The organism is Streptomyces pratensis (assembly GCF_037137275.1).
Lineage (GTDB): Bacteria > Actinomycetota > Actinomycetes > Streptomycetales > Streptomycetaceae > Streptomyces > Streptomyces pratensis_B.
This window is the reverse complement of the sequence record NZ_JBBBEN010000058.1, coordinates 12693-38007: the sequence shown is the minus strand read 5'-3', so window position 1 is coordinate 38007 and position 25315 is coordinate 12693. Positions and strand designations below refer to the sequence as shown.

Sequence of the window (25315 nt, the reverse complement as noted above, 5' to 3'; positions counted from 1 at the left end):
CTCCGGAGCAGGAATGACCGACGACGAACGGCGGCAGGACGCCGAAGCCTCTCCGCTCCACCGGATCGACCGGAAGTCCAACGGTGAGATCCGGCCGACGGAACGCCTAGCCATGAACCGGACCGGCAGCTTCGACTGGGATCTGGACGCCCAGAGCCTGGACATCGACGAGGCCGGGCTGGCCGTGTTCGGAGTGGAGCCGGCGGCGTTCGACGAGCGCCCCGGCACCCTGCTGGAGCACCTGGAGCCGGCGGAGCGCGCACGGCTCGACGTCACGATCGACGAGGCCATCACCAGCGGCAGCAATTCCTACAGCGTTCACTTCCCCATGCCACTGGACGACGGGACCACTCAGTGGACCCATGTCCAGGCCCGCATCCTTCGTTCGAGGGACGGGAAGGCCCACCGAATCGTCGGGGTCGTCCGGGACGCGACGGCGGAAGTCACCCATTCGGCCTTCGTCCTCAACCTGGAGAAACGCAGGCAACGCCAGACCAGTATCGTTGAACGCACAACGAGTGCGATGTCGCGCGCGGTGACCGTGGACGATGTGACGGCCGCTCTCACCGGCCCCGGCGGGCTGGCCCGACTCGGGGCGGACGGGCTCGCCCTCGGGCTCGTGGAGAACTCCGCGGTGAACATCGCGGCGCTGAGCGGCGAGTCACTGGAGGTGCTCGACGGGCTCGGCTCCGGCGAACTGGACCGCGACCTGCCCCTCACCGACACCATCCGCAGCGGCCGCCCGCGCTTCATCACGTCCCTCACCGCACTGGCCCGGCGATATCCGGCACTGGAACCGCACCTTGGCGAGCTCAAGTTCCGGGCAGCCGCTTATCTCCCCTTGGTCGCACAGGCCAGGTCGCTCGGCGGCCTCGCCCTCTTCTACCGGGAGCGCATGGTCTTCAACGCAGACGAGCGCATCCTGTGTCTGGGCCTCGCCGCCATCGTCGCCCAGTCGCTGCAACGGGCGATGCTCTTCGACGAGGAGCGGGAGTTCGCCACCCAACTCCAGTCCGCGATGCTTCCGTCCCGGATACAGGAGATCGAGGGCGGTGAGATCGCGGTGCGCTACCACGCCGCGTGGAGCGGCCGACAGGTCGGCGGCGACTGGTACGACGTGATCACCCTCCCCAACAACCGTTACGGCCTGGTGGTCGGCGACGTCCAGGGGCACGACACCCACGCGGCCGCGATCATGGGGCAGTTGCGCATCGCGCTCCGTGCGTACGCCGCAGAGGGGCACCCACCGACGACCGTGCTGGTACGAGCCTCCCGTTTCCTCGCCGAACTGGACACCGACCGCTTCGCGACCTGCACCTACGCCCAGGTCGACCTGGCGTCGGGTGCCACGAGAGTGGTCCGGGCCGGTCACCTCGGCCCGCTGATCCGCCACGCGGACGGCCGGGTCGGCAGCCCTCGGGTGCGCGGCGGGCTGCCGCTCGGGCTGTCAACGGATCTCCAGGACGAGACCTACCCGGAGACCCGGCTCGATCTGGTGCCCGGTGAGACGTTCGTTCTGTATACGGACGGCCTGGTCGAGGAGCCCGGGGCCGACCTCGACACCGGAGTGGAGGCGCTGCGCAGCGAGGTGAGCACCGGGCCGGCAGGGGCCGAGGCGCTGGCCGATCACCTGTCGGAACGTCTGTGGGAGCGGTGGGGGTCAGGGGACGACGTGGCACTCCTCGTCCTGCGCCGAAGCCCCGATGTGGGGTCGACGCACGCGCCACGGCTCCACCAGTACATCCATCAGGCGGACCCGGAGGGGCTCTCCGACGCCCGGTCGATCGTGCGCCAGGCCCTTGCGGACTGGGGGCTGGCCGCATTCGCCGACGACGCGGAGCTGGTCACGGGCGAGCTGCTGGGGAACGTGCTGCTGCACACCGAGGGCGGGGCGGTACTGACGTTGGAGGTACTGCCCGAGCCGGTGCGGCGGGTCCGGCTGTCGGTGCAGGACCGGTCGAGTACCTGGCCCAGGCGGCGAGCACCGGGCGAGACCTCGACCTCGGGCCGGGGGCTCCTCCTGCTCGACGCGGTCGCCACCCGCTGGGGTATCGAGCCCCGCGGGGAGGGCAAGGCCGTGTGGTGCGAGATAGGCCCGGCTCCCCCTACCGCCAGGGAACGGAGCGCCCCTGCGGACGGCTGCCGCTCGGACGAGGCGACTGCGCGGGATCACGGCACCAGCGGCGACGCAGCCGGTGCCTCCGGAACCGACCCCGGCCTGTCCCCCGGCCCTGGCCCTGACGGGGGGTGAGGGGTGTGCCGCACCGCCGAAACGATGCGACACACCCGGCCCCCCTGCGGGCTCGGTCGCTCGCGCGCTGCTCACGAACCTGCACCGCTCCGCCGGGGCCCGCCGAGGCCGCCCGGTCGACCGGGGGCGGACGGCCCACCGAATTCCGCACACCGGCGGCTCAGGACGCCCGGTGCCGGAAGGCGTGGACTCGCCACGCCCCCGCGGGCGGGGACGTCAGCTCTGGACGGTACGGCGCTTGCGTACGGCCCACAGAATGCCGCCACCGGCCAGCAGCACCGCCACGGCGGCACCGCCGATGACCGGCGTGGCCGACGACGAACCCGTCTCGGCCAGGTCCGGCGTGCTGGGGCTCGGGGCGGGCACAGCCGGCGCGGACTGCGAAGGCTTTTCGCTGGGCGTCGCACTGGGCTCGGGCGCTTCGGTCGCCGGAGGCTCCGACGGGGTCGGCTCGCCAGGTGTCGACACGCTCGGCGTGGGCGTGGGCGTGGGAGTCTCCTCCTCTTCGCACACCTCGGCCGTCCGGGTCTCCTCGATCGAGTGCTTGCCCCCGGCGCCGGCGTCCTTGACGACCAGGCGGACGGAGACCGGCTTGTCGTGCTCGGGAAGCGTCAGCTTCTTGTGGAACTCACGGTCGAACGTCTCGGTGGGGAGCAGGTCCTTGCCGTCCACCGAGACCGTCACCGTGTTGGGGACACCGCTCGTGTAGTCGGTGAGGTCGATACTCACCTCGGAGCAGGTCACGGCCCAGGTGGGGGTGTGAGCCGCGGCCGGGCCGGCGGCAATGACGCCTCCGGCCAGACCGACGACCGCAGCGGCCACGAGTGCTCCCGCGCCACGCCGCGATCTCCTGGGTATGGTCATGGATTGTTCCTCCAGATGAATCTCATCGCCCGAATGGCGGTGGGGCGCACAGTACTGCCCCCGCCTGACGGCGACGAAGTCACCCCGGGTCTCAGCCGGTCGGCCAACTCCGGTCATATCCCCGCCGCTTCCGACAAGGCGGGCGGATCGCCCCGTGCGTCGTTCGCCGTCTGTGGCTCAAATGAGAGGGTGGATCGTGCGTCCGTCCGCCGCCCGCGCACCCGAGCCTGGAGCCTGACCCGTCCCATGCGACTGCTGCTGATCCGCCACGGCCAGACACCGTCCAACGTCGGCCACTTCCTGGACACCGCTTGGCCCGGCCCCGGCCTGACCGAGCTGGGCCGACGCCAGGCGGCTGCCCTGCCGACGGCACTCGCGGGGGAGGACATCGGAGCGCTGTACGCCTCCACGTTGACGCGTACTCAGCTGACCGCCGCGCCCCTCGCCGACGAGCGCGGCCTGGAGGTCCGGATCAGGGACGGCATCCGGGAGCTCTCGGCCGGTGATCTGGAGATGCGAGCCGATGAGGAGGCGATCCGGGAGTACTTGACGACCGCCTTCGCGTGGTGCGCCGGGAACGCGTCGCGCCGGATGCCCGGCGGCGAGACCGGTGTGGAGGCCCTGTCGCGCTTCGACGCGGTAGTGGCCGAGGCGGCCCGGCTCGGGACGTCCGGAGCGTCCTCGACCGTGGCGCTCGTCAGCCACGGTGCCGCGATCCGTGTGTGGGCCGCCGCCCGCGCCCGTAACGTCACGGTGGAGTTCGCCGCCGAACACCGTTTGGACAACACGGGCGTGGTGGTCGTCGAAGGAATGCCCGACGCTGGATGGACAGCCCTCTCGTGGGCCGGAGCCGTCGTCCCGCCCGTCGCCGCGAGCGGTGCGGTGGACGCCGGCCCGGCAGGCCGCGCCCTGCCGGGGCCAAGCGTCTGACCGCCCACCACGGCGGCACCGGTCTGCCGTCACGTCCTCGTGCCCGGTGACCTCACTCGTGAGGTCATCACCTCAGAGGGGCTTGTGCATGATGTGCAGCCCCACATACCCCTCGACCGGGTGGTTGAAGCCCTCGGGAAGAGTGCCGACCACGTCGAACCCGATCGCCCGGTAGAGCTTGACGGCGCGGGTGTTGGTCTCGACCACCGCGTTGAACTGCATCGCCCGGAAACCCTCGCCACGAGCCCAGTCGACGGAGTACTCGCACAGCGCACGCCCGACCCCGCGACCGGACTGCTCAGGGTCCACGAGATACGTGGCGCTGGCGATATGGGACCCGTTGCCCATGTGGTTGCGGTTCATCTTCGCCGTGCCGAGCACTGTCCCGGCATCGTCGACAGCGACGACGACACGGCTCGGTGCGGCGACGTACCACCATCCCTCGGCGTCCTCCTTGCTGAGATCCAGCGGGTAGGTGAGCGTCTCGCCCGCGGCGACGATCACGTGGAAGAACGGCCAGATGTTCGGCCAGTCCTGCGGGGTTGCTTCCCTGATCAACATACGGACAGCATGGCTGATCCGGACAGCGGCCCGCGATGCCTTATCCGGCGCCCCGCCCACGCCACCGCCCCCACCTGGCCAGCAGCCCCTTCCTGGCCGACCCGCACTTCGAGGCAGCAGGCGACCTCCCCGTACAGGAGCGTCCTGCCGCCGGCTCACCGCCGGCCGCCCGCCCCTCGGCGGACACCACCTCCCCGGGGGGCAGGGGCGCGCCGAAGGGCTCAGGCCTTCCGGCGAACGCCGGCTCCCCACTCGGCGGAAGGAGCAGGGGCGACGGCTTCACCGAGGCGCGCGTGGCTCTCCGTACGGCTCCGGGAAGCGGTACCGGTGGGCGAGCGGGAACGGGCGCCGATGTCGAAGGCGACGCCTGCCGCATGCGCCCTCCGGCGCGTGCGGGCGATACCGGCGGCGCGGACGGCCCCGCGGTCACGAGCGAGATGCGCGCCCCCCGCGCCACGGAGCGCCCTCGGTCGTCTCCTGGCCGCGGCGCGGGCCGGTCCTCCCGGGCCAGGTCGAGCTCCAGGGCCAGACTGACGCGCCGCCAGAGGATCTCGTCGGGGTCGTCCGCCAACGTCAGCTCCCCCATGGTCTCTCTCGCGGCCGTGGAGGCCGGGCGCCCAAAGACCGGCTCAGGCCGGACCCGTGCGAGGTAGGCGCGCTCGTAGGGGTCGTCGACCACCTCCGCCAGTTGCACGGGATCGAGCCCCGACGCCTGAACCGCCGCCCGCGCCCACGGGTCCTGGGTGCGGTTCAGCGTCCGATCAACGCGCTGCGTACGCCAGTTGCGCGCTCGCCAGTCGGCACCGGACTCCAGCGTCGTCCGCATCTCCAGGGGAGTACGGCCGGCGAGCAGCCCGGGCTCCCGGGCCGCGAACGCGGCGAGTTCGTCCGCCAGGTAGAGCCACACCACCGCGCGATACCGGTTCAGGTAGAACGTGACCGGTGAGAAGCACCCGGCGCGCGCCAGCCTTGTGAAGCGTGCTGGAACGATATCGAGCAGCGCCGCCCCCTCCGCGGTGCCGACCGCACGGACCCGTTCCGCCAGTTCGTCGGGGAACCCCGGCTGCCGACGCAGGCGCACGATCTCCCCCTCGGGCACACGGGGCCTCCCACCGTCCGGCCCGGTGACGACCGCGACCAACCCCATGTGCACCGCAAGCTCGAAATCGGCCCGGCGCAGCCCCAGCTCCTGGGCAGCGCGCCCGGCGGCGACCGTGGCCGCCGGGGTGTCACGCGGTGCGCTCGCCCACTCGTCCTTCGTCGGCCCCACGGCACGCTCGACCGGCTCCGCGTGCCGTCGGCCGGCTGAACCGTCGGGCCCGCAGATCGCTCCCTTGATCATCATGAAGGTCCTCCCCCGTGCTCCTCGCCTACTTTCCGTGACCACGATAGCCGGAGGGAGTAACGAGGCGTCAGTCCTGTGGATAACTGTCCCGCAGAGCGAAAGGCGCAGGTCAGGGGGCAGATAGAAACTGCCCGGCATCGGAGAGGTCTCGTGTCCGGAGCCGAAGGCCCCGCCTCCCGAAGACGCCCGCGTCGGCACGCCCCTCGTTGGCGGTCCGCCGCGGAGGCCTTCCGCGCAGAAGGCCTGCCGTCAGAACTGCCCGACGTCTTCCGGTCCGCCCTGCCGCACGGAGACGCCGAGGTGTTCGCCGACCCGGTTGACGAGCAGGGTCATCTCGTAGGCGACCTGCCCGACATCGGCCTCGGCCGCGGTCAGCACGCACAGACAGCTGCCGTCGCCGGCCGCTGTCACGAAGAGCAGCGCCTCGTCGAACTCCACCATCGTCTGTCGCGGTCGTCCCGCCCGGAAGTGCCGCCCCGACCCGCGCGCCAGGCTGTGCAGGCCGGAGGAGACCGCGGCCAGGTGCTCGGCGTCCTCGCGGGCGAGTCCGGTGCTGGCCCCGGTCACCAAGCCGTCGTTCGACAGCACCAACGCGTGCCGTATGTGTTGCACCCTGCCGGTGAGATCGTCAAGGAGCCAGTCAAGTCCCCGGTCGAACGCCATCAGCTCTTCCTCCCCGTACTTCTGTTCCCGGTCCCCCCGCTATGCGCGTAAGCCTTGCGCACCGGTTCCGCAGGGGCAAGCACTCCTCACGCCCCGGGGCGCCGCTTCGCGCCACGTCGCCGTCGGGCTCAGGATGGACGCATGGCACACCACATGACCGACGAAGAATGGCGGGCTTTCCTTTCCGAGGGCACGCGCACCGCGAAGGTTTCGACGGTGCGCCCCGACGGCAGTCCCCACATCGCACCTGTCTGGTTTCTTCTCGACGGTGACACGGTGGTCTTCACCACGAGCAGGGAGAGCGTGAAGGGACGCAACCTGGCACGCGACGGACGGGCCGCCCTGTGCGTCGACGACGACCGGTCTCCTTATGCGTTCGCCGTGGTGCAGGGGCATGCCGAGTTGAGCGAGGAACCCAATGCACTGCTGCGGTGGGCCACGCGCATCGCGAGGCGCTACGTGGCGCCCGAGGCCGCCGAGGAGTTCGGCAGGCGCAACGGGGTGTCCGGCGAGCTGATCGTCCGCGTACGCATCGAGAAAGTGGTCGCGATGGCCGACATGATCGGCTGACCGGCGGCTCCGGACGTGCAGCCGTCAGCCGGCGAACCGGCATCGTATATGCGCCCGGCATACCGGACCGTACGGATCAGGACTTCTTTCCGGTCCGCGGTGACGGGCGTGGCGCGGCCCGGCCGGGTGGACCTCTCTGTCGCCACTGCGCGCTCTGGGCAGCGGCCGTCGCGCGTTCCTGGAGGCCAAGACCGGCCGGGCCGGGCCGGCGAGCACCTTCAGCCCGCGCCGTCCGGAGGCTCGTCCAACTCAGCTCTCGGTTCCGTTCTGGTGGGGAACATCGCACCGGCCGGTCGGCGCCGGTCGCGGTGATCACCGACGTAGCCCTGGCGAGAGCAGGGGTACGGTCCTTGTCTCAGCCCCCGCTGCGGCGCTCAGGAGCTTCTCCCGATATCGCCGCGCCCGTTTCGTTCGAGCGTCGGCTGCGTGATCATGGGCCCATGGCCGACGAGCGCACCACGCAGATCCTGGACTTCTTCACCCCGCGTGCAGCCGACTGGGACAGCCGGTTTCCGGACGACGGCCCGGCCTTCGCCACCGCTGCCGGGCTGCTCGGGCTGCACCCAGGCGACACCGTGCTCGACGCGGGCTGCGGCACGGGCCGTGCGCTGCCTGCCCTGCGGGCGGGGGTCGGGCCGAACGGCACGGTGCTGGGTGCGGACCTCACCCCCGCCATGCTGGAGGAGGCGGTACGGGCGGGGCACACGGACAGCGGCACGTTGCTCCGCGCGGACGTCGCCCGGCTGCCACTGCGCGACGGCGCCGTGGACGCTGTCTTCGGGGGCGGGCTGATCTCCCATCTGACCGACCCGGAAGCCGATATGACCGAGCTCGCACGAGTGGTCCGGCCCGGCGGCGTCCTGGCCCTCTTCCATCCGATCGGGCGTGCTGTCCTCGCCGCACGGCACGGGCGCAGCCTCACCGAAGACGATCTGCGCGCCGAGCCGAAGCTGCGCGACTTGCTGTCCGGCGCGGGCTGGCAGCTTCGCTCCTACACCGACGAGGACGATCTCTTTCTCGCCCTCGCCGTCCGCCGGGCCTGACCGACGGCCCCGGAGGATCGCCTCTTTCCTGGGCCCCGCGGCGGGGCTACTGGCAACGGTGGGCGGCGGAGGCGGACCGAGGTTCACTTCAGGAGGGCAAGGCTCTGGAGGAGACCCGGACGTCGGCCTCCCTCCGTCAGCTGCCCGGTACCCGGCATTCTCGGCGCAGGCAGGCGTCGTGCGACGGCGGCTGGCGTTCCGGGAAGCGCCCACGGGGCTTCTTCTGCGAGGGCATCGAGCTCTTGCACACCGGGGAGCATGGGGGCGCCACTCGCGCGGAGGCGTCCTCTGTCCTCGCTCGGGCTACCAGCGAAGCGGCTCCCGGGCGGCTGCGAGGGGGCAGCTGCGTTGGTGGCCCGGCTCTGTCCCGCCCGGGGGTCACTCGACCGGCGCCCCTGATGGCCGCCGATGCCCGGGAACAGGGCAACCGCGGACGCCTGGCGTGGGAAACGTACCGAGTGCGGCGATCTCGTATCCCTTTGGGTAGCTCTTGATCTCGGGGTTCTGACGCGCGTAATGAGGCTTTCGCCGGGGTGGCAGAAGCCGGACGGCACGGGACCGCAGGCGCAACGCACCACGGGTCAGCCCACGAGCCACCGGCCCCGGACGGCGATAGCGGAAGGCTTTGATCAGAGAGTCGTCCAGAAGTGCGAGGCTCGCGCCACGGACCAGCGGGGCGAGCGGGGCCGGGTACCAGGAGCACATCAGCGCCAGTGTGGCATCGGAAACCCGGCGGCCTCCTGCGTCCCAGCCGAAGTGCTCGTGCTCGTAGGCGTCGAGGGTGCGCTCGAAGCCCTCGAAGGTCCGGGGGATGTCCTTGATTCCCATCCGGGTACCGAGTGTGCGGTAGTAGGCGGCCAAGGCCCTCGTCTCGTGATCGCAGAGCCGCCGCCAGCCGAAGTCGTCCAGCCAGCGCTTCGGAATCACCACGAAGGTGCACAGGACGTAACGCATGTCGTCGTTGCTGATGTCGTAACTGCGGTGCATCTGGTTGATCCGGCGGACGGCCGTGCGGCCCTCCTCTGTGGCGAATCCGTGCTCCACCACCGTGTCCAGAAGCAGCGCGGTGTCGTCGTACCGCTTCTGTGAGCGCTCGGTCAGCTCGGCTGTCTCGTCGAGGAGCCGGCCGATGCTGGGCACGGCATAGGTGCGGTACAGGGCCAGTTCGAGGGCGCGGGTCATGTCCCAGGGGAACTCGTAGGAGGCGGTGATTCGGTAGATCTCCAGGAAGTCCCGCTCCGGGTCGAGACGCTGAATCTCCTTCAGTCGGTCGTACCGCTTCGCCATGTGTCGTCCCCCTCGTCTGGCCGGATGCTCAACCCTACGCGGAGCACCCCGCACACCCCAGCCCTGCGGGACCCGCCCACTCGAACGGGTGGGGGACGGTTCGCATCAACCGCGCCAGGGCCTCGACGGGAGGTTACCGACTGGTTAGGGTGCGCCGACAGAGCAGGGGACGCACGAACGAGCGATGGACAACCGACGATGAGAGATGGGGAGGGCACCGTGTCCGGTGCGAACGACGCGGCCGCGGACGACGCGCTGCTGGTGCTGACCGCGATGCTGCTGACGCCCACGCGGTTCCCGAGCGTGCTCGGTGACGACTACGTGGCCGCGTGTGAAGCCCTCGCCCTCGAACCGTACGAGGAGGGGTACGGGCTAATTCTCGGCCAGGACTGCGCCGGGGCCAGGTGGACGGTGGTCGTGGAGGACGTCTCGCAGGTGGCACTCGCCGTCGCCGCGTGGGACTGCGGTATGGAGCACGACCTCTCCCCCGACGGGGACTTCGTGGTGTGCGCGCTGCCGGGCTGGCCGCTCGACCTGGCCGTCGCCGCACCGGGCGTCCCCGATCCGCACGACCCGGAGACGGACGGCCGGGGCCCGGGCCCTCTGTCCCCACCGGCTTCGGATTCGTGGGGCCCGGCGCAGCGGCGGCTCGGGGCCGACGAGGTGGCCGCGCAGTGGCACCTGTGGCGGGAGCAGATAGACGACGCGGAATTCGTCCTGCCCGGCCCCGGACAGGAACGCGCGTCCGGCTCTGACGACCATGCGCCCGGCCGGTCCGGCGGACCCGGGGTAGCCGCCCTGGGGGACGGTGCGGTGGACTCCGCCCCTCTGAGGATGCCGCCGCGGGACGGAGACGACGTCGGGGCCGCCGACCTCCCCCGATGGGTTGCCGACGCCGATGCGGCCACCGGCCCGTCGCCTTCCCCTCGGCATCCTGGCGTCCAGCGAGCACTGTCGGAGGCCCTCGCCTACACGCAGGCCCCGCCGCCGCCAGGACGCATTCGCTCCACGTTCGCCTCAGCCGACGCCCGCACTCTGCGCGTCGACGGGCCGGGGTGGTCGATGGCCGCGCGCACCGACGACATCGCACTGATCCTGTTGGACGAGGAGCCGGGAAAGGTCCTGCCCGTGGGGCGGGGGCCGGCGCTGCCCGGGCTGCTCAACGCCTTGGACGAGCTGGCCCGGCGCCCGACCTGACTCCGGCGGGCCCGCGGCCCGGGCAGCGGCGCGGGCGATGTCCGACCCGGTGCGTCATCGCGCAGCCCACCCCGCGGGCGGGGCCCAGGCGGGCTCAGCGGCCGATCTCCTTGCGGTTGATCCGGCGGAGCCTGCGCCGCTGGGACGGGTCCAGCAGCAGATAGCCCGCCACGGGGACTCCGATCACGATCAACAGCGCCCACCAGAATCCGATCAGGGGCCACAGGACCGCCGCCGCGACGACTCCCCCGACAGCGACCTTCGCACCATTCGTCATGGTCCATGCCTCCTTCGCGGCCGATGCCGCTTCTGTTGTGTGAACGCCTTCGCGCGCCCTTCCGTTCCCCGATCCGTGCCCTCGTCCCAGCTGCTCCGCGGCACTCGGTTCTCGGTGTGGTCGGCCGGCGCTCGAGCCGGCCCCCTGGGCAGGGCCCGGGAGAAGACGTCAGCGCAGAGGCTCGCCGACCTTGTGCATGTGTGCCAGGGCCTGTCGATAGGACTCGATCAGGCCCGCCTCCGTGTAGGGCATGCCGATCTCCCGGCAGTGCGCCTTGACCAGTGGCTGGGCCAGCCGGAGGTGGGGGCGGGGCATGCTGGGAAACAGGTGGTGCTCGATCTGGTAGTTCAGACCGCCCAGGAACCAGTCGGTCATCACCGACCCTCGTACGTTGCGTGAGGTCAGGACCTGCCGCTGGAGGTGGCCCCAACGGTCCCCGTGGGGATCGGGCATCTCCATGCCCTTGTGGTTGGGGGCGAAGGCCATGCCCAGATAGACGCCGAACACCGCGTGCAGCACAAGCGCGAAGACGATCGCCCTGCCCGGGGAGAGCGTGCTCAGCAGCAACATCGCGTACAGCGCGATGTGCGCGGTCAGCAGGAAGGCCGAGACCGCTCGCTCCCGGACCGGTCGACGGCTCAGGAACTGGAATCCGTAGATTTTCAGCGCGATGCCTTCGAGCAGCAGCATGGGGAAGAAAAGCCGGGCCTGGTGACGGGTCAGCCACCGGGCGAACCCCTCGCGCTGCGCCGCCTGCCTCTGGGTCCAGACCAGGGCGCCGACACCGACGTCAGGATCTTTGTCGATGTGGTGGGGGTTGGCGTGGTGGCGTGTGTGCTTGTCGTTCCACCACGCTTCGTTCATGCCCAGAAGCAGATTGGCATGCACAAGGCCGATGATCCGGCTCGTCCTGCGGTCGGCGGATATCTGCGCATGCCCCGCGTCATGGGCGATGAAGGCCGTACGGGTCCACAGAACCGCCAGCGGCAGGGCCAGGAGGAGACTCCACCAGGTGTCGCCCAAGAGGACGAGACTTGTGATCACCAGGGACAGGGCCGTCATGTTGAGGACGGTTTCCAGGGCATACCGGCCGGTGCGGCGCTCCAGCAGCCCTTGCCCCCTGACGGCACGCAGCAGAAGCGTGAAGTCGCTCCCGGCCGGGGCCCCGCACGCTCCGGTCGGACGCGGGAGAAGCGGCACCACGCCAGGGCCCGCGATGGCCGCGGCACCGCCCGGGGGTCCAAGGCGATCATCGCCCGCGGGTTCGGCGGCAATCGCGGTCGCCTGTGGCACATTTTTCTCCGGTCTCTGGAACGTACGCGCTGTCCCGGTAGAACGTACGGGCCGAGGCCCAGGCGGAGCGATGACGCCACCCCCCTGGTTCCCCTGGGGCAAACCCCCCGGCCGTGCAGGGGGGGGTGCCCCCGCCGGCAGTGAGGGGAAGTGGCGTGCATCATCCAGGTGTGGGCCCCATGCCCCCGCGAGATGGAGTATCCTCGGCGACCGCGATCCACTAGTCAAATTTGAGGACCCTGGCATCGTTGTGCGCACCCACCCCGCGTCACCACCCCCGCAGACCGCTGAGCTCTCTCGTCGCTCCGCGGTCTTCCTGCCTGCAGATCCGGCCCGCGCGGGCCTGATCGCGTTCTGGAACCCGGACGGCGGCGTCCTTCCCGACGGCCGAGGGACCACGTCGGAGCTGACCGTCGCCGGAGCCGATCTGCGCCCCCGTGCCGTCGCGGCCCTGCGCCTCCCCGTCCGGGACGCACTGCCGGTGCTGACCCGGGCACGCGCCGATGTGCAGGCCTCTCCCTCCACTGCCTTCTGGGGCGCGGCCGCTCTGCTGGCCCTCCAGTTCATCGCGCGCGGGTTGATACTGCCGGGTCTCAGCCCCACCGACCACGATGCCTGGCGGGTCGGCCCCCTGAGCGCCGAGGACCTCGAACGGGTGCGGGAGCTGGCGGCGTCGATGCCGCCCGAGGCGCACGCGACTCCCCTTCCCAGCCGCGCCGGACAGTCGGCGAAGGACGGCCGTCCGTACAGCGCCACCGAGAGCAGCCAGGCGGTCGAACCTCTGCTCCTGCCCGAACCGGAACGGTTGCTGCGGGCCTTCCTCGACGCCGTGGCCGACACTCTGCCCCGCACACCCGCAGCCGCTCTCGCCGCCTCCGGCCCCGCGTTCGCGGCCGAGGAGCCCCGGCGTCTGCCCGAGGCGCGCGCCTGGGCCGCCGACGTGGCGGCCGGTCACGACGCGGGCGTACGGCTCTCGCTGCGCATCGAGGTCGGGGGCGTGACCCCGAGCGCGAGCCTCCCGGGCGCCATGCCGTTCGATGGCAGCGAAGACGGCAGGGACCCGGACGGCGACGGCGTTGACAGCAGGGGCACGGGGGGCGGCGGTGCCGAGCCGTCGTTCCGTGCCGTGCTCCAGATCCACAGCGTCAACGACCCCTCTCTGGTCGCCGACGCCGCCGATGTGTGGGCGGGCGGCTCGCGAGCCGCGGCCGCGTTCGGTCCGCGGGTCCGGCTGGACGCCCTCCTCGCTCTGCGGCGTGCCGCGCGTGCCTGGCCCCCGCTGGCGCCTCTGCTCTCCGCGGCGGTACCCGACTCGGTGGAGCCGGCCGACGAGGAGATCGCCGAACTGCTGGGGTCCGCCTCGCGTTCCCTGGCCGCCGTCGGAGTGCAGGTGCACTGGCCCAAGGAGCTGGCCAGGAAGCTCACCGCCCGCGCGGTGATCGGCCCGGCCTCCCCGGACGGCGAGGACGACGACCGGCAGGCCGGACGACGGGGCCGTACAGAGGCGGGCGCCCCGTCCTTCCTGTCGGCTGATGCGCTTGTCGCCTTCGACTGGCGGTTCACGCTGGGCAACGAGAAGCTGACGCGCCAGGAGCTGGACCGGCTCGCCGAGTCCAGCAGGCCCGTCGTCCGGCTGCGCGACCGCTGGGTGCTCGTCGATCCCGAAGAAGCACGCCGGGCCCGGGAGGCCCAGGACCACAAGGTCGCTCCGATCGACGCGTTGAGCGCCGCGCTGACAGGCTCCACGGAAGTGGGCGGCCGTCGCGTGGAGGTGGAGCCGGCCGGCTGGCTGCGACGGCTGCGGGACCGGCTGGCCGACCCGGAGGCCGCCGAGCAGCAGGAGACCGGGCAGCCAGAGGCGCTCACCGCGACGTTGCGCGACTATCAGTTGCGCGGTCTCAACTGGCTGCACACCATGACCTCGCTCGGCCTCGGGGCCTGCCTCGCCGACGACATGGGGCTGGGCAAGACGATCACGCTCATCGCTCTGCATCTGCGCCGCCAGAGCGAACAGGGGGCGGCCGGGCCGACGCTGGTGGTGTGCCCGACGTCGTTGATGGGCAACTGGCAACGGGAGATCGAGAAGTTCGCCCCCGGCACCCCCGTCCGCCGTTTCCACGGCGCGTCACGGTCCCTGGACGACGTGGCGGACGGAGAGTTCGTCCTGACGACGTACGGCACCATGCGGCTCGACGCGCCCCGGCTGGCCACGGTGGCCTGGGGCCTGGCCGTCACCGACGAGGCCCAGCACGTCAAGAACCCGCGCTCGGCGACGGCCAGGCAGCTGCGGACCATCGGCGCGCGGGCGCGCGTCGCCCTCACCGGCACCCCGGTCGAGAACAACCTCTCCGAGCTGTGGGCGATCCTGGACTGGACGACCCCCGGGCTGCTGGGGCGGCTCGGGGCCTTCCGTACCCGCTACGCAGCCGCGGTGGAGGGCGGCGACGACCCGGCCGCCGCCGAGCGCCTGGCCGCGCTGGTAGGGCCGTTCCTGCTGCGCCGCCGCAAGTCCGATCCCGGGATCGCACCCGAGCTGCCGCCGAAGACGGAGACCGACCGTGCGGTGTCGCTGACGGCGGAACAGGTAGGCCTGTACGAGGCGGTGGTCCGCGAGACCCTGGCGGAGATCTCCGCGGCGGACGGCTTCGAGCGGCGCGGCCTGGTGATGAAGCTGCTGACGGCGCTGAAGCAGATCTGCAACCATCCGGCGCAGTACCTCAAGGAGGAGCGGCCGCGGATCGCGGACCGGTCCGGAAAGGTCGAACTGCTGGACGAGCTCCTGGAGACGATCCTGGCCGAGCAGGGCTCGGTCCTGGTGTTCACCCAGTACGTGCGGATGGCCCGGCTCCTGGAGGAGCATCTGGCGGCGCGCGGAGTGCCTACGCAGTTCCTGCACGGGGGTACGCCCGTCGCCCGGCGCGAGGAGATGGTGAACCGCTTCCAGGCGGGGCACGTCCCCGTGTTCCTGCTGTCGCTCAAGGCCGCGGGGACCGGGCTCAACCTGACCCGGGCCGGCCATGTCGTGCACTTCGACCGCTGGTGGAATCCGGCGGTCGAGGCGCAGGCCACGGACCGGGCCTACCGGATCGGGCAGACCCAGCCGGTGCAGGTGCACCGGCTGATCGCCGAGGGGACGGTCGAGGACCGGATCGCGGAGATGCTGGCCCGTAAGCAGCAGCTGGCGGACGCCGTGCTCGGCTCCGGGGAGGCGGCGCTGACCGAACTGACCGATGCGGAACTGGCCGAACTGGTCGAGCTGCGAGGGGGCACACGGTGAACGACCGCTACGACGACTACGACGACGAGGCCGGCCAGGACACGGGCGGCTCGGGCCCGGGCGAACAGGACGAGGGAGGGGCGCCGCGGCGGGAACGTGGCGGACCGGAGCGTACGTTCGCGGCGCTGCCTCCCGCGGGGGGCAGGGGCTTCGCGGCGACCTGGTGGGGCCGGGCGTGGTTGAAGGCCCTGGAGGACACCGCTCTGGACGGTCAGCAGCTGAAGAAGGGACGGCAGCTGGCCAGGGCGGGCGGTGTCGGGGCGGTCTCCGTGCGTCCGGGGCGCGTCACGGCCGTGGTGCGGGACCGGGACGGCACGGCCCACCGCAGCGACGTGCTGCTCCAGCAGCTCGGCGCGGGCGCCTGGGACCGGTTTCTGGACATGGCGGTGGACCGGGCCGGTCACATCGCGGCGCTGTTGGACCGGGAGATGCCTCCGCACCTGGTGGAGGACGCGGCGGGGGCCGGCGTCGACCTGCTGCCCGGCATCGGCGATCTGGAGCCGGAGTGCACCTGCGGGACGTGGGACCACTGCCCGCATTCGGGCGCGCTGTGCTACCAGGTGGCACGGCTGCTGGACGAAGATCCGTTCGTGCTGCTGCTGCTCCGGGGGCGCGACGAGCGGAGACTGCTGAACGAACTCCAGGTGCGCAGTACCGCCCGTGCGGTGCGGAGAGGCGGCGGGGCGCCCGAGGCAGCCGACGGCGACCGGCGCGGCGTCCCGGCCTCGGAGGCGTTCGCCGCCCGGGAGTTCCTGCCCCCGCTCCCCGCTCCCCCGTCGGCGCCCGCCGAACCCGGGCTCGGTCGGTCGCTGGACACAGAGACGGCTCCGGCGCCCGGGGTCGATCCGGTGGCGCTGGCGGTCCTGGCCGCGGACAGCGCGGTGCGGGCCCACCGCATGTTGCTGGACGCGCTGGCGCCGGGTCACGCGGAGCAGCCGGCGCCCGAGCGACTGTCGCCGCGGCAGGACGCGGTGCGGCTGGCCGCGGACGCACGGCCGGGGCCCGATGTCACCGCGCGGCTGGCCGCCGGGTCCGGTCGGCGGCGCGCCGAGCTGGATGCGGCGGTCCGCGCCTGGCGGTACGGCGGGGTCGCCGCGCTCAGGGTGCTGGAGGAGGAGTGGGAGCCGGACCCGGGCTCGCTGGCGCGGGCCCGCGCCCAGCTCGACACGGCGTGGGAGACGGGTGAGCGGCCTTCGCTGCGCGCCGGCGGACGTGCCCGCTGGACGGTGACGGGCGTCGACCTCCAGCTCAGGCTCGACCGGAACGGGCGGTGGTGGCCGTACCGCAGGGAACGGGGCCGCTGGCTGCCCGCCGGACCCGCGGACGACGACCCTGCGGGAGCGCTCGCGGGCGCCGAAGGCGCAGAACCGGACGAGGCGACCTGACGGCCCCAAGGAGCGGGGCGGGTCGGGGCCCGAGCCATCGCGCGGGGCGACGGGGGGCGAGCGGCTGGGGCCACGGGCGGCGGAAGGGGGCCGGCCGCGGAAGCGGGTGGGCTGGGGGACGCGGGCAGTGGGCGGTGTCGGCCCGCCGCCTGGGCCGGGCCGGGACGGCGGGCCTCGGGCGGTCCGCGGCCTCGCCGCCCCCCGCCGCGCCGCGGCGTTCGGCGCGGGGAACCGAACCTCTGGCAGGGCTCGTCCTCAGCGGGGGCGGGGTGTTCACCGCTCCAGTCCCGTCTCCGGTGGACTTCGGCTTCGTCCCACGAAAAGCCCGCTTCGCCCCGCCCACCCGGAACCGCCTCCAGGAGTGTCGTTGCACCGCAGAAGGATTTTTCAGTGTGCCGCCGTGACGGCGACGGCCGCCGTGCTGCCCGCGTCCGTCCGGGCCGTGGCGGCGCCGAAGGCGGTGACCGACTACGCCCCGGCTCTCTGGGCTCCGGCCCATTCCGCCAACTACACCGTCCCGTCCCGTCCTTCCGAGCGCGGGATCGACCGGGTGGTCATCCATGTCGCGCAGCAGTTGTTCACGCCGACCGCGGGCATCTTCCAGAATCCGGCCAAGCAGGTGTCGGCCCACTACGTGGTGCGCTCCGGCGACGGGTACGTCGCCCAGTGCGTGCGCGAGCGTGACATCGCCTGGCACGCGGGCAACTGGGACTGGAACACCCGGAGCATCGGTATCGAGCACGAGGGCTGGGTGGATCGGCCGGAGTTCTTCACGGACGTCATGTATCTGCGGTCGGCTCTGCTCACCGCGGACGTCTGTGAGCGGCACGGCATCCCCAAGGACCGGGAGCACGTGGTCGGCCACCACGAGGTCCCGGGCAGCGACCACACCGACCCGGGCGTGCACTGGGACTGGGACCGCTACATCCGGCTCGTCAACCTGGTATGAGCCGACTGCCCCGCCACGGGTCGAGGGCCCCGCACACAGGACATCGCAGAGGCCGGACGCGGGGGCGGCGGGGGGCGGCGATGTTCCCGTTCCCGGGAGGGCAGGTCCGCGTGACCAGTCCCCGGGGGCGGCTCAGCCCGTGACCGCCGACGCCGGTGAACGGAGCGGGACGCCGCGACGCGCCCACGACGCGTTCCGCTCGGCCGACGGCTGGGAGTTGTCGTCACATGTCACGCCCCCATCATGAGCGAGGCGAGGGCGACAACTCCCAGGCAGGTGCGTTCGCATCACTTCCGCTGGCCGAGGCTGTCGTTGATGATGTCCATGTGACTGACCGCATCAGTGCTCTGATCTCGACCTTCGGTGTTCTTGTCGGCGTGATGCTGCTCGTTCTTGCCGTTCGTGAGTACCGCTCCGGAGCCTCGGTTTTCTGGCTCGTGTTCGGGGCCATGGTCTTCCTCAGCGCGTCGTACGCACTCGTGCGAGACATGCGGCGGCTCCGCACGGGGCCGACCGACTGACAGCGCCGCCGCCGGCTCCGGGCGGGGCCCTCGGCGGGTTCAGCCTGTCCCGGCACGGGAACGCCAGTGACTGCCGGGCCGCGGGGCGACTTCCGGGGCGCTCCCTCTGATCTTCCACGTGGACCGCTGAGCGCTGGTCCCCGTCCCGGGTCGACCGGAGGGAAGGCCTTGGGGCGGGAGATCGGTGCCCAGAGGGGCGCTGGGGCCGCCTCTGGGTTCTCGTGCCCTTGGGCTGTGCCACTACGGCGGCGGCCCGGGTCCCCTTCCTCGATGACGCGGTCCCCCCAGGCCAGCACAGCCCCGTGCCGGTTCGCCGGTTCCGATGACCGCCGGCGCCCCGCCCGCCCAGCGCAGGGAAGCAGGAAGGGCATCGGGCGGCCCCGGCCAGGACGGCGACCGCACGATGTGTGAGACGGGAGCCAGCCGGCGCCTGACACCATGAGTCGATCTGTCGGTGGGTGATGAAGCAGCAGACGGGTCCGAGGAAGGCTTCGTGGATGTCGGCTCGGCGTTCCCGGCGGATGCGGGGGCGCCGAACGCGTGCCCGCGACGTTCGCCCACGCCGGCATCGGCGTCACCGCCGGCACCGTGTTCACCGGGGTGTGCGGGGGCGCCTGGCCGGACGCGCCTCCCTGATCGGCTGCGGAGCACTCCCCGCCCACGTCGGCGACCGGGAACCGTTCCGCGAACTGGTCACCGTCCTGGAAGCGGCCCAGCAACATGCGCAGAGCGGTCGATTCGCGCGCACCGTGGGACCCAGGAAGCCCGTGAACTGGCCCGTCCGTACCGTGAACGTCAGATCATCGACAGCGGTCCTGTCGCCGTAGCGCCTGGTGGCCGGTTGTTTCCATCACGAGAACTCCTTCGGGTTGCGAGGCGCACAAACTGAGCGCGCCATATCAACACTTACGTTATAGAGCGTGACGAACGAGACGATCGATAGCGACCTGGAGGCAGACGCCGACCTGAGCAGCACGACCAGCCCCGCCGAGAGATGCCGGCGGAGCTGGTCGGGCGACTTGAACCTGCCGGGCGGCTCACATGGTGAGCCCGGCCAGCCAGGATCAGGGCAGCTGGAAGACGTCGGCCAGCAACGTTGTCTGCACTTCGAGGAGACGGGCGGGGTCATGGCCCATGCCCGCGAACTGGCCCGCGACCTCCAGGCCCACGGTGCCGTGCATCTGCGGCCAGACCATCACCGCTCCAGTCAGCGCGACGACCGCCACAGGGTCACCGGCCGACACGTCCGCCCACCCGCCGACCCACGCCGCCACATCCGGCGCCTCGGCCAGCCACGTCCGCATCTGACCCAGCAAGGGGTCCACCGCGGCCAGCGGGCGCCCCTGGGCGAAAGCGGACAGGAAGGGCCCCAGGACGGACCGCGCCTGCAGCAGGGTTTCGGACGGTGCCGTGAACCCCGCCACGGGGGTGCCCTGAATGAGCAGGTACAGGTGCGGATGCGCCACCGCCCACCCACGGTAGGCCCTGGTCAGAGCATGGAGAGCCGCACGCCCCGACCCTGCGGTCTCCACCGCCTGAACGGCTTCAGCCGCCCCCCGGTAGGCATCGAGCACCATCTCCGCCAGCAGATCGTCCCGGCTGGCGAAGTACCGGTAGAGCGCCGGACCGGTCATCCCGATCTCCTTGGCGATCCGCAGAAGCGCCACGCTCTCGACACCACCGACAGCGAGCTGCCGGACTGCCGCCTCCTTGATCTCCGAGCGGGTCTGCTCCCGGTACCGCTCACGCGGGCTGCTCACGCGGGCTGCCATCCCCGCCTCCTGCCGACTCCTGCGGGTCACCTTCAACGGTTCCCCGGCCCCATCCGATCAGTCACAGTCTCACGAACACTTCACCTTATCGCTTCTGCTACACAACCGGCCTCCTCCCTGCTCTTGCCGGGAGGGGGCCGGGGACACGTGCGCGATCTGTGCAGAATGCCGTTCAGGCCTGCGGCTGGGCCGCGAGGAAGCCCCGGTACCACTCCAGGGTCTCCGACAAGGTCGCCTCGATCGGCGTGGGCCGGACACCGAACTTATGCTCGAAAGCGGTGGAGTCCACGACCTGAGGCTCCGTGTGCTGGTAGAACAGCTCGGCGTAGGCGTTCATGAACGTCTCATCGAACGGTCCGAAGGGCCGCGGCTCGTCCATGGCGACCGTCTTCAGCGGATGCCCCACGAGGTCCCCCAGCATGCCGAAGATCTCCCGCGTCGTGCGGGCCGGAGCGGTGGGAAGGTGCCAGACCCGGCCGTCGCCCTCAGGACTCTCGCCGAGCGTCGCCAGGCCCCGGGCCACATCAAGGATGCTGGTGTAGCTGTGCTCGAGGTCGGTGTCGCCCAGCGCCAGCACCTCGCCATCCGTGAGGGCGGCGGGGAAGACGGCCCCACCCAGAGTGGAGTTCAGCACGCGAGGCCCGACAAAGTCCGCCGAACGGCCAAGGGCCACCTTCGCGCGGCCTTCTTTGTGCGCGGTGAGGTAGTTCTCGTCCAGCGCGGCGCGCATCCTGCCCTTGGCACTGGCCGCCCGCCACGGAGTGCCCTCCGTCATGACCTCGCCATGGGTCTCGCCGTACGGGTAGAGCGTGTCCAGCACGACCAGACGGGCACCAGCGCGCTCCACCGCCCCCAGGACGGCCCTCTGGATGCCCGGCATCACGTCGACCTGCAGGTGGTAAGCGACGTTGACGCAGTGATAGACGACTTCAGCACCCTCGATCGCCGCCAGCGCCCCGGTCACCGTCCCGACGTCACCCGCGACCCGCTCGACGCCCTCCAGCGGCTCCCCGGAGCCGGACCGGTCCACGAGGCGAGCCGCGTGACCGCGCCGCGCCAGCTCCAGCGCGACGGAGGTACCAGCGGGGCCGGCCCCCAGAACAGTGTGCAGAGAACTCTGTACCGCAGCCATGACATAGCCCTTCCGAGACGGGTTGAGGAGAAGCGATCGCCGTTACGGCCACACACTTACGTTATATAGAGTAACTTTCCTTCTCTCGTATAACAAAGTAGGGAGACCTTCACGGCCTGCAGATTGCTGCCGCGGGACGTCGGCGAGGTCGTGGTCGGCGAGCTGGTTGCGGCGCTTGAGCTCGTCGGCGAGGCCGAGGAGGGCATCGTGGATGCCGGCGACGTCCCTGCGGTGGGCCGCCGTCGGCAGGGCCTCGGCCCACAGGTTGGAGACCCGCTTGAGGGACACCTTCGCTTCGACCGTAAGCAGGACGCGGGCGCCCATGCGCCGCAACGTCGCATCCGTCTTCCGCTCCCCGCCGCTGGGGCGGTCGGCCAAGAACCGGACGATGCCGAGCGGCACCGAGTCGGCGGCCTCTTCCACCTGCTTGCCGAACGTGCCCTGTGCCATGGCGGTGCCCCTTCGGTGCGCGACCGGGCGCCCCACACGCGTCGGCCCGCAGAGGGAGATGAGGCGTTCGGCGACGTGACCTTCGAGGCCGGCCGTACTGCTCGTCTCCAGTGCCTGCTGTCTGGCCGACGACCGCGACCGGGGTCGACCAGGCGGCCCCGGCCAGGCCCAGAGGTTCCAGGACGGCGCGGCGCCCGGAGGACGGGGCGCGGACCAGGCCGTGGGCGTCGAGGGCGACGATGCCGAACAGCAACAGGTGCGCGGGGATCTTCGGAGCCATGCGGGCCGCCCTGGCCCTGGGAGCCGGCCCCACCCGTCCGGGACTGCAGCCGCTCGAAGCGCCGCGCCCCTCGCCGTCCAGGGCGACGATCTCCCCGTCCAGCACCGCGGGCCGGGAGCCCAGCACTGTCCCCAGGCTTTGAAGTCCGGGGCAAGAAGGGGTGATGTCGGCGTCCGTGCGGGAGCACAGTTGGACCGTCCCGTCGCCGGGGAGACGGACGACGCATCGCTGTCCGTCCTGTTTCACCTCGTACGCGTACGCGTCGTCCACCGGCGCCGGAGCAGCTCGCCAGGCGTCGCGAGCATCGGGGCGATGGGGGGCAGCGGGGCCACGAGAGGAGCCCCCGGCCAGGAGGCGCTCCGCTTCCTCGCCGTGCGCTTGCTCCCGGCCGACGCCTTCTTCGCCGCGGCTGCCTTCTTCGCGCCGCTCTTCTGGGCGGTGGCCTTCTCGGGAGAGGCCGTCTTTTTCGGGCCGGCCTTTTTCCGGGGCCGTGACTCGCGGACGGTGGCCTTCCCTCCCCTCCCCCGCCTTCGCCTCGGCCCTCTTTGGCCACCGCGACCCACGCGTGCAACGCGGCCATCAGGTCCAGGGCCTGACCCTGCCCCCCACTCCCCGCCCTCGGACGGCTCCGGGGGCTCCTTGCCCTCCGGCTTCGCCGTGAGCAGCCCTCCACGGCATCCCGGTAGGTGTCGCGAAACCCGGCGATGCTGTCCAGGACCAGGGTGTCGGTCAGCTGCACCGCCCGCTCGAACTCGTCCTCACCCAGCTCCACCTGGCGGGGGCCCAGGCCTGAGGGCTGCGGAACTCGTCCGGCCAGCGCATCGGGTGCAGCAGGATCACCCCCTCCCCCACCCGCAACAGCCCAAGGCGCTCCTTGTTGCGCGCCTCGTCACTGCTTGAGGCGGTTGCAACACCGCTCCACGACGTTGCGGTGCTGGTAGTCCTCCTTGTCGAAAACCGGAGGGCGGCCGCCGAGGCTGCCCTTCCGGGCCCGATCGCGGACCTGGTCGGCCCACTCGGGGATCGTGCGGGCGATGCCCCGTCGGCGGAGCCAGGTGCGGATCGCCTTCGAGCTGTAGCCCTTGTCGCCCAGGACGTGATCAGGCCGGGTCCGGGCTCGACCCGGTCACGCCCTGCCGGTGTTCGCCCCTGTCGTCCTGGCCGCTCCCGGAGCCACCCCACTGAAGGCCGGCGCTGCCTCCCTGGTCGCGAGCTGGTGTGTCGGGTTTCTGCACCTCAGTGACCTTCCGGCGGAGCCGGCCCGGCAGAGCACGGCGGCCCGCCTGGCCCTCGGTTCCACCTTTGAGGCACCGGGTCTGTTCTGGTCCGCGGTCGGCGCGGCGACCAGCTGGCCCGCCCCAGGTCCGCTGCGCCGTGGCACCGGTGGACCACGGGCCGGAGCAGCGCCGTCGTCTCCGGGGAGTCGCCCGGTCGCCGGAAGGCGGAACGCAGGACGCGGCCGTCCGCGGGATCAGCGGGCGTCGCTGGATACGGGCGGCGGGCGGAAGCAGGCGATGACCGTCTTGCCGTCAGGGCAAGGGTGGGCCTCCCAGCTGTCGGCCAGCGCGTCGACGAGGAACATGCCCCGCCCGCCGAGGCGTTCGTCACTCGGGGGCCGCGCCCTCGGCAGGGCACTGGAGGCGTCGTGAACGGCGACGTGCAGGCAGCGGCCGTCCCAGGTCATCACCAGCTGAGCGCCGGACTCCGCGTGCACGTGCGCGTTCGTGACCAGCTCGGACACGGTGAGCAGCACGGCGTCCACCGTCTCGGGAGAGCCGGCCGTCCAGTCGAGGCTCTCAAGGTGCCTCCGCGCCCAGTCGCGTGCTGTCTTGGGAGGGGTCTGCATCGGCAACGACCGCGCCCACCCCACTGCTCGTAGCGACGAATCATCCACTGCGGTCCCCATCCCGACTCGATTCCACTGCGTCGCGATTACCCCCGGTGTGCAGATTGAAGCGGTGATTTCCACGGCCCGGTGCGGGGGCGCCCCCGGGCAGCCACTCTCCCGGAGGGCGCGGGCTCAGCGTTTCGGCTGGCAGGAGGCGCCTTGCTACCTCGTGCGGCCGCCCTTGCCGCAACGGATACGGAGGCCTCTTACCGTTTCGGCTCCCCGCCCGCGTGAGCGCCGGCGGTGTCGGTCCGCTCACCACTGACCGTGTCACGGCCGGGGACCGGGAGACCGAGGTCGGTGAAGAAGGAGATCGTTGCTTCGAGGTCACGAACGGTGATGCCGACGTTCTCACGTCTCACGACCATGCGGTGGGATGCCACCGAGCCGTGATCGGGGTGCTGCGCGGGTCGCGCGGACCGGCGCGGAAGGTGCTCAGGCGGGCCGGGCCGTGAGCTCGGCGAGTGCCCCGAGGAGCCGGGCCGCCGGGGCCGGGTCGACCAGCCACTTCAGGTGGCTGCCTTCGAGGGTTCGGACATCGTACGGATTGTCCGGCGTCAGCTCGTCGCCCTCGCGGATCAACCGGTCCTGCAAGGCGGTCGGCATACTCGCGTCGTCCGCCAGACGGACGTAGGTCTTCGGGACACGGCCCCAGGTCGCCGCCTGTGCCCGGTCGGCGGAGCTGCCGACGTCGAGGTTCTCGTCGGGCTGGAAGGTGTTCAGGAAGGTCAGGAACTCCGCCTCGGTGCCGTCGGCCAGGAAGGCGGCCTTGAGCGCCGCGAGGGCGGCACGGTCCGAGGTGCGGAAGTTGACGCGCAGCAGGCCCAGTTCCGCCGGGTCCCCGGCCATCGCCAGCCCGACCGAAGCGGCGTCGACCGAGGCCATCTCCGGTTCGGCGTAGTAGTCGCCCACGTCCAGGCGGACCGGGCACCAGGCGGCGACGTAGACGATGCGGTCGATGAGGTCCGGACGTGCGTTGGCCGCGGCGGTGGCCGTGATGCCGCCACGGCTGTGCGAGACCAGGATGACCGGCCCGTTCTCCTTGGCCCGCTCCAGGACGCCGACCAGGTGCGCGACGTTGTCGGCGAGTGTGACTCCCCTGATGGAGCCCGGCGCGGTGGCGAGGCCCTCGGCATCCTGAGGAGCCTGATAAGCGTGCAGGTAGGTCGCCGCGAAGCCGTGTCCGGGCAGGTCGACGGCCACGGAGCGGTGCCCGAGCAGACCCAGCTCGGCGTGAAGGGGCGAGTAGGAGAAGGAGTTGGCGAAGGCCCCGTGTACGAGGACGAACGTCGGCTGCACAGATCTGCCTTCTCTTCGGCCGGGGCGGCGAACATCTGCCCGATGGATCTATGGACCCTACGCAGCCGAAGATCACCGGTG

22 protein-coding genes and 4 pseudogenes are annotated in these 25315 nt (G+C 71.6%); 9 read left to right on the top strand and 17 right to left on the bottom strand.

Features of this window, described 5'->3' with window-relative positions; translation table 11 throughout:
* Window positions 1–13: 13 nt before the first annotated feature.
* Entirely contained in the window at window positions 14–2251 is a 2238-nt protein-coding gene (locus tag V9U70_RS03710) for a SpoIIE family protein phosphatase (RefSeq protein ID WP_336672972.1), read from the top strand.
* A gap of 216 nt (window positions 2252–2467) precedes the next feature.
* On the opposite strand, the gene V9U70_RS03705 is transcribed toward V9U70_RS03710, so the two are convergent.
* Entirely contained in the window at window positions 2468–3115 is a 648-nt protein-coding gene (locus V9U70_RS03705) for an LAETG motif-containing sortase-dependent surface protein (RefSeq protein WP_336672971.1), read from the bottom strand.
* Window positions 3116–3361: 246 nt separating this feature from the next.
* On the opposite strand from V9U70_RS03705, the gene V9U70_RS03700 reads away from it, so the two are divergent.
* A complete protein-coding gene (locus tag V9U70_RS03700) occupies window positions 3362–4045 on the top strand; it encodes a histidine phosphatase family protein (RefSeq protein WP_336672982.1) in 684 nt (227 codons plus the stop codon).
* Between the two features lie 72 nt (window positions 4046–4117).
* Here the strand turns inward: V9U70_RS03700 and V9U70_RS03695 are convergent, their stop codons facing one another.
* The 3 genes from V9U70_RS03695 to V9U70_RS03685 all read right to left on the bottom strand — a co-directional run bounded on the left by V9U70_RS03695 (window position 4118) and on the right by V9U70_RS03685 (window position 6614).
* Window positions 4118–4606, bottom strand: a complete 489-nt coding sequence (locus V9U70_RS03695) for a GNAT family N-acetyltransferase (protein ID WP_336672970.1) — start codon at window positions 4604–4606, stop codon at window positions 4118–4120.
* Between the two features lie 40 nt (window positions 4607–4646).
* A complete protein-coding gene (locus V9U70_RS03690; protein ID WP_419723928.1) occupies window positions 4647–5951 on the bottom strand; it encodes a DUF6397 family protein in 1305 nt (434 codons plus the stop codon).
* Between the two features lie 249 nt (window positions 5952–6200).
* Entirely contained in the window at window positions 6201–6614 is a 414-nt protein-coding gene (locus tag V9U70_RS03685) for a roadblock/LC7 domain-containing protein (RefSeq protein ID WP_336672969.1), read from the bottom strand.
* 141 nt (window positions 6615–6755) lie between these two features.
* Between V9U70_RS03685 and V9U70_RS03680 the strand changes: the two genes are divergently transcribed.
* Window positions 6756–7184 carry a PPOX class F420-dependent oxidoreductase gene (locus V9U70_RS03680; protein ID WP_336672968.1) on the top strand — a complete coding sequence of 143 codons (429 nt, stop codon included), beginning with the start codon at window positions 6756–6758 and terminating at the stop codon, window positions 7182–7184.
* Between the two features lie 440 nt (window positions 7185–7624).
* Complete coding sequence (locus V9U70_RS03675) at window positions 7625–8227, top strand: class I SAM-dependent methyltransferase (protein WP_336672967.1); 603 nt, start codon at window positions 7625–7627, stop codon at window positions 8225–8227.
* A 378-nt stretch (window positions 8228–8605) separates the two neighbouring features.
* Here the strand turns inward: V9U70_RS03675 and V9U70_RS03670 are convergent, their stop codons facing one another.
* Window positions 8606–9514: an oxygenase MpaB family protein gene (locus V9U70_RS03670; protein ID WP_336672966.1), complete on the bottom strand. Its 909-nt coding sequence runs from the start codon at window positions 9512–9514 to the stop codon at window positions 8606–8608.
* A gap of 198 nt (window positions 9515–9712) precedes the next feature.
* Here V9U70_RS03670 and V9U70_RS03665 point away from each other — a divergent pair, with 198 nt between their 5' ends.
* Window positions 9713–10711 carry a hypothetical protein gene (locus tag V9U70_RS03665; protein ID WP_336672965.1) on the top strand — a complete coding sequence of 333 codons (999 nt, stop codon included), beginning with the start codon at window positions 9713–9715 and terminating at the stop codon, window positions 10709–10711.
* Between the two features lie 94 nt (window positions 10712–10805).
* On the opposite strand, the gene V9U70_RS03660 is transcribed toward V9U70_RS03665, so the two are convergent.
* The gene (locus V9U70_RS03660) at window positions 10806–10988 is read right to left on the bottom strand and encodes a hypothetical protein (protein WP_336672964.1); all 183 of its coding nucleotides are present in this window, start codon (window positions 10986–10988) and stop codon (window positions 10806–10808) included.
* 168 nt (window positions 10989–11156) lie between these two features.
* Window positions 11157–12188, bottom strand: a complete 1032-nt coding sequence (locus V9U70_RS03655) for a fatty acid desaturase family protein (RefSeq protein WP_419723927.1) — start codon at window positions 12186–12188, stop codon at window positions 11157–11159.
* A gap of 343 nt (window positions 12189–12531) precedes the next feature.
* Between V9U70_RS03655 and V9U70_RS03650 the strand changes: the two genes are divergently transcribed.
* From V9U70_RS03650 to V9U70_RS03635, 4 genes are all read left to right on the top strand, one after another.
* The gene (locus V9U70_RS03650) at window positions 12532–15558 is read left to right on the top strand and encodes a DEAD/DEAH box helicase (RefSeq protein ID WP_336672962.1); all 3027 of its coding nucleotides are present in this window, start codon (window positions 12532–12534) and stop codon (window positions 15556–15558) included.
* Window positions 15555–16943 (top strand): SWF or SNF family helicase, encoded by a 1389-nt coding sequence (locus tag V9U70_RS03645; protein ID WP_419723926.1) that lies wholly within the window; start codon window positions 15555–15557, stop codon window positions 16941–16943. Before V9U70_RS03650 ends, V9U70_RS03645 begins: the two co-directional genes overlap by 4 nt.
* A gap of 367 nt (window positions 16944–17310) precedes the next feature.
* Window positions 17311–17892 (top strand): N-acetylmuramoyl-L-alanine amidase, encoded by a 582-nt coding sequence (locus V9U70_RS03640; RefSeq protein WP_336672961.1) that lies wholly within the window; start codon window positions 17311–17313, stop codon window positions 17890–17892.
* Between the two features lie 326 nt (window positions 17893–18218).
* Window positions 18219–18413: a hypothetical protein gene (locus V9U70_RS03635; RefSeq protein WP_336672960.1), complete on the top strand. Its 195-nt coding sequence runs from the start codon at window positions 18219–18221 to the stop codon at window positions 18411–18413.
* 445 nt (window positions 18414–18858) lie between these two features.
* Here the strand turns inward: V9U70_RS03635 and V9U70_RS03630 are convergent.
* The 10 genes and pseudogenes from V9U70_RS03630 to V9U70_RS03585 form a co-directional block, all read right to left on the bottom strand.
* Window positions 18859–18948: pseudogene (locus V9U70_RS03630) on the bottom strand (IS5/IS1182 family transposase); the annotation flags it as partial.
* Between the two features lie 175 nt (window positions 18949–19123).
* A pseudogene (locus tag V9U70_RS03625) lies at window positions 19124–19248 on the bottom strand (ABC transporter ATP-binding protein); the annotation flags it as partial.
* A gap of 229 nt (window positions 19249–19477) precedes the next feature.
* The gene (locus V9U70_RS03620; RefSeq protein WP_336672959.1) at window positions 19478–20185 is read right to left on the bottom strand and encodes a TetR/AcrR family transcriptional regulator; all 708 of its coding nucleotides are present in this window, start codon (window positions 20183–20185) and stop codon (window positions 19478–19480) included.
* 172 nt (window positions 20186–20357) lie between these two features.
* Window positions 20358–21317 carry an NAD-dependent epimerase/dehydratase family protein gene (locus V9U70_RS03615; protein WP_336672958.1) on the bottom strand — a complete coding sequence of 320 codons (960 nt, stop codon included), beginning with the start codon at window positions 21315–21317 and terminating at the stop codon, window positions 20358–20360.
* Window positions 21318–21359: 42 nt separating this feature from the next.
* Window positions 21360–21767, bottom strand: coding sequence for a hypothetical protein (locus tag V9U70_RS03610; RefSeq protein WP_336672984.1), 408 nt, complete (start codon window positions 21765–21767; stop codon window positions 21360–21362).
* A 235-nt stretch (window positions 21768–22002) separates the two neighbouring features.
* Window positions 22003–22293: pseudogene (locus tag V9U70_RS03605) on the bottom strand (ATP-dependent DNA ligase); the annotation flags it as partial.
* A gap of 646 nt (window positions 22294–22939) precedes the next feature.
* A pseudogene (locus V9U70_RS03600) lies at window positions 22940–23170 on the bottom strand (transposase); the annotation flags it as partial.
* Between the two features lie 348 nt (window positions 23171–23518).
* Window positions 23519–23893, bottom strand: coding sequence for an ATP-binding protein (locus V9U70_RS03595; RefSeq protein WP_336672957.1), 375 nt, complete (start codon window positions 23891–23893; stop codon window positions 23519–23521).
* Window positions 23894–24141: 248 nt separating this feature from the next.
* Window positions 24142–24297 carry a VOC family protein gene (locus tag V9U70_RS03590; protein ID WP_419723925.1) on the bottom strand — a complete coding sequence of 52 codons (156 nt, stop codon included), beginning with the start codon at window positions 24295–24297 and terminating at the stop codon, window positions 24142–24144.
* 73 nt (window positions 24298–24370) lie between these two features.
* Window positions 24371–25234 carry an alpha/beta hydrolase gene (locus V9U70_RS03585; RefSeq protein WP_336672956.1) on the bottom strand — a complete coding sequence of 288 codons (864 nt, stop codon included), beginning with the start codon at window positions 25232–25234 and terminating at the stop codon, window positions 24371–24373.
* Window positions 25235–25315: the final 81 nt, after the last annotated feature.

Coding starts and splice junctions, on each gene's coding strand:
- V9U70_RS03610 (WP_336672984.1), bottom strand. CDS start 21,767: ATGGCACAGGGCACGTTCGGCAAGCAGGTGGAAGAGGCCGCCGACTCG.
- V9U70_RS03700 (WP_336672982.1), top strand. CDS start 3,362: ATGCGACTGCTGCTGATCCGCCACGGCCAGACACCGTCCAACGTCGGC.
- V9U70_RS03660 (WP_336672964.1), bottom strand. CDS start 10,988: ATGACGAATGGTGCGAAGGTCGCTGTCGGGGGAGTCGTCGCGGCGGCG.
- V9U70_RS03620 (WP_336672959.1), bottom strand. CDS start 20,185: ATGGCAGCCCGCGTGAGCAGCCCGCGTGAGCGGTACCGGGAGCAGACC.
- V9U70_RS03710 (WP_336672972.1), top strand. CDS start 14: ATGACCGACGACGAACGGCGGCAGGACGCCGAAGCCTCTCCGCTCCAC.
- V9U70_RS03675 (WP_336672967.1), top strand. CDS start 7,625: ATGGCCGACGAGCGCACCACGCAGATCCTGGACTTCTTCACCCCGCGT.
- V9U70_RS03680 (WP_336672968.1), top strand. CDS start 6,756: ATGGCACACCACATGACCGACGAAGAATGGCGGGCTTTCCTTTCCGAG.
- V9U70_RS03685 (WP_336672969.1), bottom strand. CDS start 6,614: ATGGCGTTCGACCGGGGACTTGACTGGCTCCTTGACGATCTCACCGGC.
- V9U70_RS03705 (WP_336672971.1), bottom strand. CDS start 3,115: ATGACCATACCCAGGAGATCGCGGCGTGGCGCGGGAGCACTCGTGGCC.
- V9U70_RS03690 (WP_419723928.1), bottom strand. CDS start 5,951: ATGATGATCAAGGGAGCGATCTGCGGGCCCGACGGTTCAGCCGGCCGA.
- V9U70_RS03695 (WP_336672970.1), bottom strand. CDS start 4,606: ATGTTGATCAGGGAAGCAACCCCGCAGGACTGGCCGAACATCTGGCCG.
- V9U70_RS03665 (WP_336672965.1), top strand. CDS start 9,713: ATGAGAGATGGGGAGGGCACCGTGTCCGGTGCGAACGACGCGGCCGCG.
- V9U70_RS03615 (WP_336672958.1), bottom strand. CDS start 21,317: ATGGCTGCGGTACAGAGTTCTCTGCACACTGTTCTGGGGGCCGGCCCC.
- V9U70_RS03670 (WP_336672966.1), bottom strand. CDS start 9,514: ATGGCGAAGCGGTACGACCGACTGAAGGAGATTCAGCGTCTCGACCCG.
- V9U70_RS03595 (WP_336672957.1), bottom strand. CDS start 23,893: ATGCAGACCCCTCCCAAGACAGCACGCGACTGGGCGCGGAGGCACCTT.